Origin of the sequence: Bacillus sp. FJAT-29790, from assembly GCF_019039215.1 — a bacterium.
GTDB lineage: Bacteria > Bacillota > Bacilli > Bacillales > Cytobacillaceae > Cytobacillus.
Window position 1 is genome coordinate 2,318,011 of the sequence record NZ_JAHNZZ010000001.1, and the last position, 13,716, is coordinate 2,331,726.

The 13,716-nt window shown below is 39.5% G+C and carries 11 protein-coding genes; 2 read left to right on the forward strand and 9 right to left on the reverse strand.

Annotation, left to right across the window (positions count from 1 at the left end; all coding sequences use genetic code 11):
* Positions 1 to 36: 36 nt before the first annotated feature.
* The 7 genes from dtd to BGM26_RS11060 all read right to left on the reverse strand — a co-directional run bounded on the left by dtd (position 37) and on the right by BGM26_RS11060 (position 10,083).
* A complete protein-coding gene (gene dtd, locus BGM26_RS11030) occupies positions 37 to 477 on the reverse strand; it encodes a D-aminoacyl-tRNA deacylase (RefSeq protein ID WP_217039860.1) in 441 nt (146 codons plus the stop codon).
* A 12-nt stretch (positions 478 to 489) separates the two neighbouring features.
* A complete protein-coding gene (locus tag BGM26_RS11035) occupies positions 490 to 2,685 on the reverse strand; it encodes a RelA/SpoT family protein (RefSeq protein ID WP_217039861.1) in 2,196 nt (731 codons plus the stop codon).
* Positions 2,686 to 3,216: 531 nt separating this feature from the next.
* A complete protein-coding gene (locus tag BGM26_RS11040) occupies positions 3,217 to 3,729 on the reverse strand; it encodes an adenine phosphoribosyltransferase (protein ID WP_217039862.1) in 513 nt (170 codons plus the stop codon).
* On the reverse strand, positions 3,729 to 6,086 hold the full coding sequence (gene recJ, locus BGM26_RS11045; RefSeq protein ID WP_217039863.1) for a single-stranded-DNA-specific exonuclease RecJ: 2,358 nt from the start codon (positions 6,084 to 6,086) through the stop codon (positions 3,729 to 3,731). Before recJ ends, BGM26_RS11040 begins: the two co-directional genes overlap by 1 nt.
* Before the next feature lie 136 nt (positions 6,087 to 6,222).
* Positions 6,223 to 7,119, reverse strand: a complete 897-nt coding sequence (locus BGM26_RS11050; RefSeq protein ID WP_217039864.1) for a cation diffusion facilitator family transporter — start codon at positions 7,117 to 7,119, stop codon at positions 6,223 to 6,225.
* 158 nt (positions 7,120 to 7,277) lie between these two features.
* The gene (gene secDF / locus BGM26_RS11055; RefSeq protein WP_217039865.1) at positions 7,278 to 9,542 is read right to left on the reverse strand and encodes a protein translocase subunit SecDF; all 2,265 of its coding nucleotides are present in this window, start codon (positions 9,540 to 9,542) and stop codon (positions 7,278 to 7,280) included.
* Between the two features lie 244 nt (positions 9,543 to 9,786).
* Positions 9,787 to 10,083: a post-transcriptional regulator gene (locus BGM26_RS11060; protein WP_217039866.1), complete on the reverse strand. Its 297-nt coding sequence runs from the start codon at positions 10,081 to 10,083 to the stop codon at positions 9,787 to 9,789.
* 127 nt (positions 10,084 to 10,210) lie between these two features.
* On the opposite strand from BGM26_RS11060, the gene spoVB reads away from it, so the two are divergent.
* On the forward strand, positions 10,211 to 11,773 hold the full coding sequence (gene spoVB / locus BGM26_RS11065) for a stage V sporulation protein B (RefSeq protein WP_217039867.1): 1,563 nt from the start codon (positions 10,211 to 10,213) through the stop codon (positions 11,771 to 11,773).
* 39 nt (positions 11,774 to 11,812) lie between these two features.
* On the opposite strand, the gene BGM26_RS11070 is transcribed toward spoVB, so the two are convergent.
* Positions 11,813 to 12,463, reverse strand: a complete 651-nt coding sequence (locus tag BGM26_RS11070) for a DUF421 domain-containing protein (RefSeq protein ID WP_217039868.1) — start codon at positions 12,461 to 12,463, stop codon at positions 11,813 to 11,815.
* A gap of 250 nt (positions 12,464 to 12,713) precedes the next feature.
* On the opposite strand from BGM26_RS11070, the gene BGM26_RS11075 reads away from it, so the two are divergent.
* Positions 12,714 to 13,073 (forward strand): TIGR04086 family membrane protein, encoded by a 360-nt coding sequence (locus BGM26_RS11075; protein WP_367949336.1) that lies wholly within the window; start codon positions 12,714 to 12,716, stop codon positions 13,071 to 13,073.
* A 252-nt stretch (positions 13,074 to 13,325) separates the two neighbouring features.
* Here the strand turns inward: BGM26_RS11075 and yajC are convergent, their stop codons facing one another.
* Positions 13,326 to 13,601: a preprotein translocase subunit YajC gene (gene yajC / locus BGM26_RS11080; RefSeq protein ID WP_217039869.1), complete on the reverse strand. Its 276-nt coding sequence runs from the start codon at positions 13,599 to 13,601 to the stop codon at positions 13,326 to 13,328.
* Between the last annotated feature and the right edge of the window lie 115 nt (positions 13,602 to 13,716).

Below are 13,716 nucleotides of genomic sequence, written 5' to 3' on the forward strand. Positions count from 1 at the left end.
AAACAGCCTTATAATAAGAACAACGTAATTAATCTATTACCTACTATCCAGAATCAATGTAACCGGGCCGTCATTTATTAATTGGACATCCATCATAGCGCCAAATACGCCCGTTTCTACTTTCAATCCTTTTTGCTGAAGAAAAGCATTAAAAGCTTCATAGATACTCAAGGCATGCTCCGGTTTGGCCGCTTCCATAAAGTTTGGCCTGCGACCTTTCCGGCAATCCCCATATAAAGTAAATTGAGAAACGGATAAAATTTCTCCGCCTTTATCTAAAATTGACAGATTCATTTTTCCATTATCATCTTCAAAGACACGAAGGTTAGCAATCTTTTCTGCCAAAAAGGCAGCATCTTCTTCTTTATCTTCATGGGTTACACCAACTAGCAAAACAAATCCCTTTGTAATGCTTCCTACAATCTTTCCGTCAACCGTGACACTTGCTTCTTTACTTCTTTGCACAACTACACGCATTAAAAATACTCCTTAGTTCATAATCCTTCTGACCGCGTAAATATCAGGAATTTGTTTTATCCGATCTACAACCTTTTGTAAATGATTTACATTATGAATACAGATCGTCATATTAATTGTGGCGGCTTTATTCCGGTCAGAGCGGCCCGTAACAGCAGAAATATTCGTTTTCACTTCATTTACTGCCTGCAGTACCTCATTTAATAATCCCCGTCTATCATATCCAGTTATCTCAATTTCCACATTATATTCTTTGCGATCATTTAAAGCCGTTTCCCACTCAACAGGAATTAATCTTTCTTGGGCATCATCTGTAACAATATTTGTGCAATCCGCTCGGTGAACAGAGACCCCACGGCCTTTCGTGATGAATCCGACAATGTCATCACCAGGAACTGGATTGCAGCAACGAGAAAGGCGAATAAGCAAATTATCAATCCCTGATACGCGTACACCTGACTCACGTCTTTTTGTAGAAGGGAAAGATTTTAATTCAGAAACTGCATTCGAAATATGAGCATTTTGTTCAAGATCACGTTTTTTGCGCCATTTTTCAGTTAAGCGGTTGGCAACTTGCAGAGCCGTTACTCCGTTATAGCCAACAGCTGCGTACATATCTTCCTCATTCGTAAAGTTGAATTTTTCCGCTACTCTCTTCAAATTCTCATTTGTTAAAATCTCTTTTAAGTCAAAATCCATATTACGAATTTCTTTTTCAACCTGCTCTTTACCTTTTTCAACATTCTCATCTCTTCTTTGCTTTTTAAAGAAGTTTCGAATCTTGTTTTTCGCTTGAGAGGTTTGGGCTAATTTAAGCCAGTCCTTACTTGGACCATAAGAATGCTTCGAGGTTAGTATTTCGATAATGTCGCCTGTTCTCAGCTTATAATCAAGGGTTACCATTTTCCCGTTTACTTTAGAGCCAATCGTTTTATTTCCAATTTCAGAGTGAATTCGGTAGGCAAAATCAATTGGAACCGATCCTGATGGCAGTTCAATGACATCACCTTTTGGCGTAAACACAAACACCATATCAGAAAATAGATCAATCTTTAATGATTCCATAAATTCCTCAGCATTAACCGTATCATCCTGAAACTCTAATATTTCACGGAACCATGTTAGCTTGTCCTCAATAGACGAGCCTTCATTGGCCTTTTTCCCCTCTTTATATGCCCAGTGGGCCGCAATCCCAAATTCAGCGATCCGATGCATTTCAGATGTGCGGATTTGCACCTCTAGCGGATCGCCTTTCGGGCCAATAACAGTTGTGTGAAGGGATTGATACATATTCTGCTTTGGCATCGCAATATAGTCTTTAAAGCGTCCAGGCATTGGCTTCCAGCAAGTATGAATAATCCCTAACACCGCATAACAATCTTTTATGCTATTAACGACAATCCTTACGGCAAGCAAATCATAGATTTCGCTAAATTGCTTATTTTGCAAAACCATCTTCCGATAAATACTATAAATATGCTTCGGACGGCCCGAAATATCTGACCTTATGGAAACTTCATTCATCCGGCCACGCATCTCATCGATGACATCATCAAGATATTGCTCTCGTTCAGCCCGCTTCTTTTTCATTAGGTTAACAATACGGTAGTATTGCTGCGGGTTTAAATATCTTAAAGCTGTATCCTCAAGCTCCCATTTGACTTTCGAAATTCCTAATCTGTGGGCAAGTGGGGCAAAAATCTCAAGCGTTTCATTTGAAATCCGCCGTTGTTTTTCTGCTGGCAAGTGCTTTAGCGTCCTCATATTATGGAGCCTATCAGCAAGTTTAATGAGAATTACACGAATATCTTGCGCCATTGCCACAAACATTTTCCGATGGTTTTCCGCTTGCTGCTCTTCATGTGATTTATATTTAATTTTCCCGAGCTTCGTAACCCCGTCGACAAGCATCGCCACTTCGTCATTGAAGGCTTCCTTGATGTCTTCTAGTGAGACATCTGTATCCTCTACCACATCATGAAGAAAACCGGCTGCAACCGTAGAAGGATCCATCTCCAAATCGGCTAATATGCCAGCAACCTGAATAGGATGGATGATATAAGGCTCACCTGATTTTCGATATTGTTCACGATGGGCATGTTTTGCAAATTCATATGCTTTTTTTACTAGTGCCGCATGCTCATCATTTAAATATACTTTTGTCCTGTCGATGACTTGGTCGGCGGTCAGAACATGATCGTTCGCCATGGTATCACCTTTATCCAATTAATTTTCATTTACATGAATGAATATTTCCGTTTTATCTAGTGAATTTTCTGCTAATTTTATCAAAAAAGAAAGTATTTAATTAGAATGATTGCTACTATTATCGAAAAAAAACACGAAGATGTAAAGGCATAAGAGGTTATTTTTAAGGAAAAAATAAAAAATATGTCGAATTTCATTTGATTTTGTCATTATAGATACTGTTTTCGTAAATATTAATCAAAAAGATTTAATTTCACGGCTATTTTCGCATGTATCGTTTTTTTTGCCTTCAAAGTTTGCCCGTTGATTTCCGCTGCGGGCACTTGCTTTCCGCGGAGAGGGACGGGAGCCTCCTCGGCGTTACCGCCTGTGGGGTCTCCCGTTCCCTCTATTCCCGCAGGAGTCAAGTGCCCTCCGCTCCAATCAACTCAGATTATTAAATAAAAATCGTATTATAAAAGCAACTAACTTTACGAAAACATCCAATTTCAATTAAGAAAAGAGCGCTTATAATCAGCGCTCTCCTGAAAATTAAAATTCCATTAATGTCATTATATCATACTTTCCAAGTTTTTTACGACCGTCTAGATACGTTAATTCAATAAGGAATGCTATTCCTGCGACAATGCCGCCAAGTTCTTCGACCAACTTAATGGTCGCTTCAATCGTTCCGCCAGTAGCAAGTAAGTCATCTGTAATGAGTACACGCTGACCAGGCTTGATGGCATCTTTATGAATGGTTAGTACATCGCTCCCGTATTCTAGGCCGTAATCTACTTTGACCGTTTCACGAGGAAGCTTTCCTTCCTTGCGAACAGGTGCAAAACCTAGTCCTAGAGCATATGCAACTGGACATCCAATAATAAAGCCACGTGCTTCTGGTCCAACAACGAGGTCAATTTGCTTTTCACGTGCATATGCCACGATTTGATCTGTAGCATATTTATATGCCTCGCCATTATCCATTAATGTCGTAATATCTTTAAATTGAATGCCTGGTTTTGGCCAGTCTTGGACGATTGTAATATATTGTTTTAAGTCCATTATTTAATTGCCTCCTCAAATTTCGCAGAATCTTGAATGACCTCATCAAACCATTCTTTGAGATCCTGATAGGATGAATATAGTAAGTCACTTTCAAGCGTAAATTGTGACTGCTTATGCTGGTATGTCAATGAGTCTGTTAAATCACGTTTATGTGAATCTTTATTTACAGAAATGAATCCATTGTTTATTTTAACAAAATCTAAGTCTAAAAACACCTGTGACATAAAGTCAATTGCTTCTCGGCTCCAGCCCTTATATTTAGCAATGTCATCACCGTATTTTCTAAGATCAAGTGGACCTTTCTTTGCTAAAAGAGCATAGTACCATTTAAAATGCTCACGTGTTGGGAGTGTACTGAAATAAGTGCTTTCTTCTTTATAGAAATGTGCGTAAACTCTCGCTGGGTTTTTGCCTGAAAATAGTTTTGCCAAGATGTCTTTAGAAGGCGGCATATCAGCTAATACCACATTTTCTTTTTCTAAATCTAGCACTGCTGCTTCCTCTATTGACCTTACTTTAACTATTTTTTGATCGGTAAAGGTTAAGAATTTTTCAGCATTTCCTTCATTAAATACAATCCATTTTGCATGCTTTGCTGGTATGAGACTCGCTAATTTTTCGAAACGTGTTACGCCACGAATATCGAAAAGCTGCCATGTATCAACAGCCATATCGTGTAAAAATATTTGCGGCTTTCGAATATTATTCCATTCATTTATCGAGACTTCACCAATAACGGATATTTTAGAATAGGGAGAAATATGTTCAAATAAATGACCAAGTCCAAAGCCTACTCCATCAAGAGAATTTCCTTCATTCTCAATCGAAATTTTCAAGTGATTTTGTTCAGATCCAATCTTTCTCAATCCAGTAATATTGGCATCTTTAATCAATAGTTTCGGCTTTGGATTGTCCATACCATATGGAGCTAGCATTTCCATTTCTTCTATTGATGAAAGGTGAATGTCTTTTAAATCAAATTCTCCGTCAAGTGTGGAGATGGGCATGAAATCTTCTTCTGTTAACTGCTCTTCAGCAAGGTTGTTCAGTCTTTCCCGAAGTTCATCAACATCATCCAGTTTCAATGTCATCCCAGCAGCCATCGGATGCCCACCGAAATGCGGCAGAATATCTTTGCATGCCGAAAGATTCTTGAATAAATCGAAGCCATTTATACTCCTTGCAGAACCTTTGGCCAACCCTTTCTCCCGGTCAAAGCTTAATACAATGGCAGGACGATAAAACGTTTCCACTAGTTTTGATGCAACAATTCCAACGACCCCGGCATTCCATCCTTCTTGGCCGATGATTAGAACCGAATTTTCGGTGATCGGATAATGCTCCTCGACCTCTTGAATCGCTTTTTTCGCAATCTCATTGACAATGGCCTGCCTATCCTTGTTTAACCGCTCGATTTCCTCCGCAATCGACTCTGCTTCAAACTCATCTTCGGTTAAAAGCAAATCTACAGCAGGATCGGCACTTTCCAATCTTCCCGCTGCATTCAGACGAGGTGCTACAAGAAAACCAATTGTTTCCTCATTTATTGAAGAAGGTTCCGTACCCGTTTGTTTAAATAAAGCCTTTAAGCCTATATTTTTGGTTGATCTAAGCTTCTTAATTCCACGGCTTGCAAGTAAGCGGTTTTCCCCTTTTAAAGAAACAAGGTCTGCAATCGTTCCAATTGCCGCCAATTCAAGCAAATGCTCAGGCAGCTTTCCGTACAAAGCATGGGCCAATTTAAAGGCAACCCCTACACCAGCCAGCTCCTGGAAAGGATAACGGCTTTGCGAAAGCTTAGGATGAACAATCGCCAGCGCCTCAGGAAGATGAGGTCCGGGTTCATGGTGATCAGTAATAATTAAATCCAATCCCAGCTCTTTAGCTGCTTTCGCTTCATTGACAGCAGCAATGCCCGTATCAACTGTAATAATCAGTCTAATACCCGTATCAGCCGCATACTGAAAGGCTGGTATATTTGGTCCATATCCTTCCGTAAACCGGTTTGGTATATAAAATTGAACATTTGCCCCAAGCTCTCGGAGGGTAATCATCATCACAGATGTACTTGTCACACCATCCGCATCATAATCTCCGAATATTAAAATCGGTTCCTGCTTCTCTATTGCTTCTTTTATTCGCGAAACGGCAATATCCATATCCGCTAACAAAAAAGGATCATGAAATTCTTGTTCTTTATCAAATAAAAAATACCGTGCTGATTCAACGGTATGAAGTCCACGATTGACAAGTAACGACGCCACAAGAGAAGATATATTCAATTCTTGAACGAGTTGATTTTGCTTCTCTTCATCTGGATGCCGAACAATCCATCGCGTTTTTGAATGTAACATATGTTCACCCCTCAGCTTTTTAATTATACAAGAGCGATTCCTGTGTTTCAATGATAGAAAAAAAGAAAAACAGCGAAGAACTCGCTGCTCGGTCAGTAGAGACTTTAAATGACATACGGCTTCAGAACATCTCCCATCAATTTTCCTCATTATAAGGGTTTATGTGAACAAAAACATTCTGTACATTATCCATCTCCAGCAATTTTCCCTTCACTTTTTTTCCGACCCGATGGCCTTCTTCAACGGTCATATTCGGATCAACGGAGATTTTCAGATCGACGATCACATAATGGCCATGTTCACGTGCATGCAGTTCATCGATTTTTTTCACTTCTTCAACCGTTTCAACTGTCCTTCTTAATTCAATTGTATCTTCTTCATGAAGAACATGATCGAGCGCATTATGAATGGACTCTTTCCCAAGATCCCAGGACATTTTAATAACCATTACAGAGACTACGACTCCTGCCACAGGGTCTGCATATTCTAACCAGTGAATGCCAAGCTTTCCGCCGATAATGGCACTGCCGATCCCCAGTAAAGCTGCGATCGATGAATAGACATCTGAACGATGCTCAAAAGCATTGACAATTAGCGCATCACTATTAAGTTCCTTGCCCAATTTATACTTATAACGAAACATTGCTTCCTTCACAATAATCGATACGATTACCGCAGCGATCGCAATCGTTTTTGGGGCTTCAATTGGTTTGAAAAATGATTGAAAGGATGACTTTCCTATTTCAATTCCAACTAATAATAATATGACCGCAACAATAATTGCAGCGATCGATTCGGCCTTCCCATGTCCATAGGGATGATCTTTATCAGGCGGCTGTTTTGCGGCTCTAAGACCCAAGTATACGGCAAACGACCCGGCTACATCTGATGCAGAATGGACGGCGTCAGCTACTAAAGCACGGCTCCCTGCATAAACGCCAATAACCCACTTAACAATGGCCAGAGCGATATTTATGACAATACCAAGAACGGCAGCAAATTCCGCTCTTTTAAAACGATCATTTTTTTCCAAATTTCAACTTCCTTCCTCCTTGAGCTACTTAGTAGTCTTACCTAATTTTTACATTCCTGAATTATTTTTAGGCATAAGAAAACCCCAGGATAACCTGAGGTTTCTCTTAGTTGTATCTTTTGTGCAATGGTAGCACTTAAAACTTCTGCTGAATAAAGTTAAACTTGTGGTTCATCGCTCACCTTACGTTTTTCTTTCGCAGTCTTTAGTACACCATTTTTCTTTAATTCCTTCCCTTTCCAAACAAGCCACATTTGTGCTGATAAGAAAATGGAAGAATAAGCACCTGCTACTAATCCGATCAGTAATGCGATGGAAAAATTACGGATCGATTCACTTCCGAATATCAAGATCCCTAATACAGCAATTAGAAGTGTTAAGACTGTATTAATGGAACGTCCCATCACCTGACGTAAACTTGAATTAACTACAGCTGCAAGTTCGTCAAAGGTTTTAATACGCTTTTTCTTTTGCATATTTTCGCGCATCCGGTCAAATGTAACGATTGAATCATGGAGAGAATAGCCAATAACCGTTAAGACAGCTGCGATAAAAGTTAAATCAACTTCTAATCGACTGATGCTAAAAATAATGATAATGAAGAATGCATCATATAAAAGCCCAAGAACAGCAGCTATAGCCATATACATTTCAAAACGAACAGAAACATAAATGACAATTCCAATCGAGGCAATTAGCAGTGAAATAACTCCATTTTTAGCTAACTCTTTCCCAACTGTCGGTGAAACTGTACTAACGTTCGGTTCCGCTCCTAATTTCTCATGAAAGTGGGATTTTAATTCAGCAATTTCATCCTTGCTGAGAACTCCTTTTAGTCTTGCGACACCGATTTCTTGTTTGGCTCCAGAAATAACGATATCATCTGTTTCCAAATTTAGTGCAGCCAGTTCAGACTTTATTTCACTTTTTGTTAATGAGTTATTCGATAGTAGTTCTACACGAGTACCGCTAGAGAAATCAATTCCTAAATTCAAGCCGAAAATGGCTGTGAAAACCAGTCCAATTGCGAGTATTAGCCCGGAAAAAATAAAATACTTCTTCCGATGTTTAACAAAATCAAACCGGTCAAACCTTGTCGGCAAATCAACCGTATCATAATTTTCTGCGATATCCTTAATATCTTTTTTCTTAACACCGAACCAGCTCGGCTTTTTATTAAATAGATTACTGTTAACCCATAGTCCTAGCAATATCCTAGAGCCATAGACAGCAGTTAGGAAGCTGACTAATATGCTTATTATCAACATCGTAGCAAACCCTTTAATAGAGCTTGTACCGTAAATAAATAATACAGCAGACACTAATATCGTTGTAGTATTGGCATCAATAATCGACGTTAAAGAGTTTCGGCCTCCTGCTTGAAAAGCAGATTTAACCGTCCTCCCCACTTTTATTTCTTCTTTAATTCTTTCGTATGTAATAATATTGGCATCAACAGCCATTCCAACCCCAAGAATAAGGGCAGCAATACCAGGAAGCGTCAATACCGCATTCATCCAGTCAAATACAAGAAGAATCAGATAAATATAAATTGACAAGGCAACAGTTGCGATAAACCCTGGGAATCGGTAGTACACGATCATAAATAAGTAAATGATCGCAATCCCAATGATTCCACCCGTAACTGTTTTATTCAATGCTTGTTCACCGAATTGGGCTCCAACAGAAGTCGAATAAACCTCATCCAGTTTCACCGGTAATGACCCTGCATTTAATAAATCAGCCAATGTCTTTGCTTCCTCAATTGTGAAGTTTCCAACAATCGAAACAGTATCCTGATTAAATACTTGACTTACCGCTGGAGCAGATATATAGCCTGGTTTTGCTTTCCCTGCTTCTTCCCGGAAGGAGGTGCCTTCTTCAAAATCAAGCCAAATTACGAGTAAATTATTTGGCGAACCCATGTTGACGATCCGTTGTGTTACATCTTTAAATTTTGCCGCACTTTTTAGTTTAAGTGAAACACTTGGCTTTCCATTTTCATCAAACGTTTGCTTGGCGCCACCCTCTGCAAGGTCTGATCCATCCATCAATTTCTCATCATTTACATCACGAAAAGATAGATTGGCTTCAGTAGAGAGAATTTCGCGCGCTTTTTGCTGATCCGTTACCCCAGCGAGCTGGACACGAATTCTGTCTTCTCCTTCAATTTGAATATTAGGCTCACTTACCCCTAACACATTTATCCGTTTATCCAGCGCTTTAGCAGTGCTGGCTAACGTTTCTTTATCAATCTTATGACCTCCCTCGGCTTGCGAGACTTCATAAAGAACCTCGAAACCGCCTTGCAGGTCCAATCCAAGTTTAATATCCTTTAATATGCCCTGTGTCGTTGTTCCTATCAAACCTCCAATTAATAAAACAATCAGAAAGAAAGCAACGATGCGACTGCGCTTAACCATTATGTAAAAATCCTCCTTAAATACAAGCCCGAAAAAAGGCTCACAGCGTATAACCGGCTGCCTCCATTTTATTAACTTTATCGCAGCTTAAGGGCAGTAGGTAACAACAAGAATCATGTTGGTACGAAACCCTACTAATAAAAACAATGTTAACGACCGGAAATTCCTCATTCTCATTATGAAACAGATTAGAATAGCTGTCAATTTGTCTACATAATAATTGTCTTGTTACAAAGAATATTGCTTATTTCAAAAGTTCCCGAAGCTCCTCTTCGTTATTGAAGGCAAATTCCGCTCCTTTAAACGCCTCAATCGTGGCAAAGCTGAAATAATCCCCAACCTTTATTGATAGAATATCCTCCACAATTTCGAATAATTGCTTACCCTCATCCTTTTTTTTCCACTTTTTTCTTTTTAAAAATTCCCACACCTCGTGCTCGGCAACACTGCCATAGCCCAACAAGCTAAATTCCTCCAATTTGCTTACTAAAGCCGGTTGTACTTGACTGCGAAAATGATCATATGTATGCCCGATTTTCATAAAAGCCGCCTCCCTGCCAATATATAAAAAGGAAAAAAATTAACGATTGCTTGTCATGCTTTGTCCACTCACATGCATATATTTAATTGTATATGATTACACCTATTTTGAGAAGGCAGGGAGCCCTATGTCTAAGTTTTTAAAAGGAACGATGATACTACTTGCAGCCGGGCTTGTCACAAGGGTGCTTGGATTTATAAATCGGATTGTGATTGCGCGTTTTATCGGAGAAGAAGGCGTCGGTTTGTATATGATGGCTTTTCCGACTTTAATTCTTGTTGTTACGATTACACAGCTAGGATTACCTGTAGCGATATCTAAAAATGTGGCAGAAGCAGAGGCGCGGGGAGATCTTGCGAAAATCAAGAAAATATTAGTCGTATCACTCGCTATAACGATTTCCCTTTCGGCGGTTTTCACACCTGCTTTAATCATACTAGCCCCTTACCTGTCCGAAACGCTTTTTACTGATTCCCGTACTCATTTACCATTGCTCGCGATTGCACCAATCGTTCCAATTATTGCTATTTCTTCGGTGATTCGGGGATATTTCCAAGGTAGGCAAAACATGAAACCGGCAGCTCTTTCGCAAATGCTTGAACAAATTGTCAGGATTACATTAATTGCAGCAATGACCAAAGCATTCTTGCCATTTGGAATCGAGTATGCTGCAGCTGGTGCTATGTTAGCTTCTGTAATTGGCGAATTAGCTTCATTAATTTACTTAGTAACAACGTTTAAAATGAAAAAGAAATTCCGCGTAAGAAAGCAGTTCTTTAAATATGTTTATTCCGGAAAAAATACGTTTAATGAACTTATGAGTATTGCACTTCCCACTACTGGAAGCAGAATGATTGGTTCCTTAGCCTGGTTTTTCGAACCAATTGTTGTTGCCCATAGTCTCGCAATTGCAGGGGTAGCTGCGATTACGGTAACGAAGCAGTACGGAGCCCTTACAGGGTTTGCCTTGCCGGTCTTAATGCTCCCATCCTTTATTACTTACTCTCTTTCAACATCACTGGTTCCGGCAATCAGTGAGGCCAGATCGAAGAATAATATTGGGTTAATTGAGTACCGTCTGCAGCAGGCACTTCGTTTCACTTTCATAACCGGCGGCTTGGCAGTTGTTATCCTATACGTCCTTTCTGACCAATTAATGGAAGTAATGTACAACTCTTCAAGCGGGGCATCATTTATCAAGCTGATGGCTCCCTTCTTTCTATTTTACTATTACCAAGGCCCACTTCAGGCAGCTCTTCAGGCATTAAATTTAGCAAGAGCGGCCATGATCAATAGTTTGATTGGAGCCATTGTGAAAACAGCCGTCATCTTTTTTTTGGCCAGTCAGCCTGCTTTCGGAATCAACGGTGTCGCGATGGGGATTCTCGTTGGCTTTGTTCTAGTAACCTTACTTCATTTTGCAACCGTTCTAAAGACAATTTCTTTTACTTTCTATGTCCGTGATTACGTAAAGACCATTATCGTTATGGGGATTTCCGGTTGGTGTGGGTATTGGCTTTTGCAAAAGTTAAATCCAACTATCCACCTCGCAGTTCAAGTTTTGCTGATCACGGTTGTGATCACATTTGTCTACACGGTCCTTACGTTATTATTAGGACTGGTGAAAAAAGAGGAATTGAAGCGGATTCCATGGATTGGTAAGCCACTGTCAAAGTTTTCTTTCCGGTAAGATATTAAGAGACGCTCTTCTGTAAAAAATGAGTGTCTTTTATTTCCTTTCATCTATTAAATCAATATAAAATTGCCCATTTTCATAACTGCAAAAAGAGATATTTTGGATATCGTCATATCCCCTTTTTTTAAGCTGTTGTCTCAGCCAAAAATTTGTTTCATTAATTCTTTCTAGACTCGCTTCCTGAATGACACCATCCAAAATAAGCGGGATTGTCATCGTTCCTGTTTTCTTTTTTTCCTTTTTTAGAACAGATAATTCTCCGGTAGTTTCAAGAATAGCAAATTCGACATCCGTAATATTTCGTATATCCTTCCCCCTTAGTTGGAGAAGCAAATCATCGAAATTGTAGCGATGCTTTCTCATCGCGTTTTCATCGATTTTTCCTTTGTTAATAATAATGATCGGCTCCCCGTCTAGGAGATTTCTAAATTTCTTACTTTTAAGCGTAACATATGCCAATACGATTTGAATGATCATTAATATCAGCATTGGCAGCATATGCCGGAAAAACGGATCCTTAGGATTTTCAACTGCCAGCACAGCCATTTCTGCAAGCATGATTGAGACTACAAGGTCTACAACACTTAATTGGCCAAGTTCTTTTTTACCCATCGCCCTGAATATTAGTAAAATGACCACATAGATGGCAACTGTTCTAAATGTTATTAGTAAATACTCGTTCATTCCCCGTTCCCCCTTAAAAATTTCATTCAAGTTTATTGTGAACAACTGGTAGGAAAACATGATCGAGATTTTTTTCCAATTATTATTTTCAACAACAGCAAACCTTCTTACGATTTATATTCTATTTTTTTTATACATGAATATGCTTGTACTAAGGAAACAGGCAGTTCATTCGACTGCTCTGCTATATCCGCAATGAAATGGAAGGGAGAGGGTCAATATAGAGGATTCAAAAAATTTCGGCAGCGCAATCCTTTTTGGGATTATTGCAGTCTTTTTACTTGCCATAATCAGCAGCTTACTATTTTCTCTGTTGTTAAAGTTCACATCACTTCAAGAGTCATCCCTGCATTTTGTCATAACTGCAATATCCTTTATCGCTCTATTCGCCGGGGGATTCATTTCTGGTGGCAAGGGGAAACAAAAGGGCTGGCTTCTTGGGGGGTTAACAGGGCTTATCTATTCAATTATTATTTTCCTCTTTCAGTATTTAGGTCATGACAGCTTATTTAACATGCAGCAGATCGTCTATCATACATGCTATATGCTGACGGCGATGATGGGTGGAATCCTTGGAGTGAATATGTCCACGAAATCAAGAGCGGCTTAAAGTTAAGAGAATCAAATTCACCTTGGCGTATTTGCGCCCAGATTTTACCTTAGCTTGCTCGATAAATTCCTTTAAAAAATCGAAAGGCTCGCCGGAGGCTTAACTTTATTCAGCCGGGTTTGATTCTCCCACTGAATTGGATAACTGTTGCATTCAGCTCACCACTTATATCGTTTAGAGACTTCTGCTGAATAAAGGTAAAAAAAGAAGCGGCCGCAAAAGCAACCCGCTTCTTTTATCTTTATGATTTTCTTAGTCTCCTGCTGACCCTTGTGTTACTTCGCGAATTGCTGCGCGATCGTATGTAAGACGGCTTCCATCGCCACATTTAATAACGACTTTGCCCTCATCAATGGCATCAACAAAGCCGTGAAGACCACCGATGGTAACAACTTTATCCCCTTTTTTCAAGTCACTTTGCATCTGCTGAGTCGCCTTTTGACGTTTCTGCTGCGGACGAATTAATAGGAAATAAAACAAAACAAACATTAACAAAAGCGGTCCTATTGTACCAAACATTTCTGGCATTCTTTTCCCTCCTTTCTTATAATCAAATTCGCCTTGGCGTATTTGCGCCCAGATTTTATCGAGCTTGCTCGATAAATTCCTTTAAAAAATCTGAGGCATCCGCCGGAGGCTTAAC

Coding starts and splice junctions, on each gene's coding strand:
- dtd (WP_217039860.1), bottom strand. CDS start 477: ATGCGTGTAGTTGTGCAAAGAAGTAAAGAAGCAAGTGTCACGGTTGAC.
- BGM26_RS11035 (WP_217039861.1), bottom strand. CDS start 2,685: ATGGCGAACGATCATGTTCTGACCGCCGACCAAGTCATCGACAGGACA.
- BGM26_RS11040 (WP_217039862.1), bottom strand. CDS start 3,729: ATGGACTTAAAACAATATATTACAATCGTCCAAGACTGGCCAAAACCA.
- recJ (WP_217039863.1), bottom strand. CDS start 6,086: ATGTTACATTCAAAAACGCGATGGATTGTTCGGCATCCAGATGAAGAG.
- secDF (WP_217039865.1), bottom strand. CDS start 9,542: ATGGTTAAGCGCAGTCGCATCGTTGCTTTCTTTCTGATTGTTTTATTA.
- BGM26_RS11060 (WP_217039866.1), bottom strand. CDS start 10,083: ATGAAAATCGGGCATACATATGATCATTTTCGCAGTCAAGTACAACCG.
- spoVB (WP_217039867.1), top strand. CDS start 10,211: ATGTCTAAGTTTTTAAAAGGAACGATGATACTACTTGCAGCCGGGCTT.
- BGM26_RS11070 (WP_217039868.1), bottom strand. CDS start 12,463: ATGAACGAGTATTTACTAATAACATTTAGAACAGTTGCCATCTATGTG.
- yajC (WP_217039869.1), bottom strand. CDS start 13,601: ATGCCAGAAATGTTTGGTACAATAGGACCGCTTTTGTTAATGTTTGTT.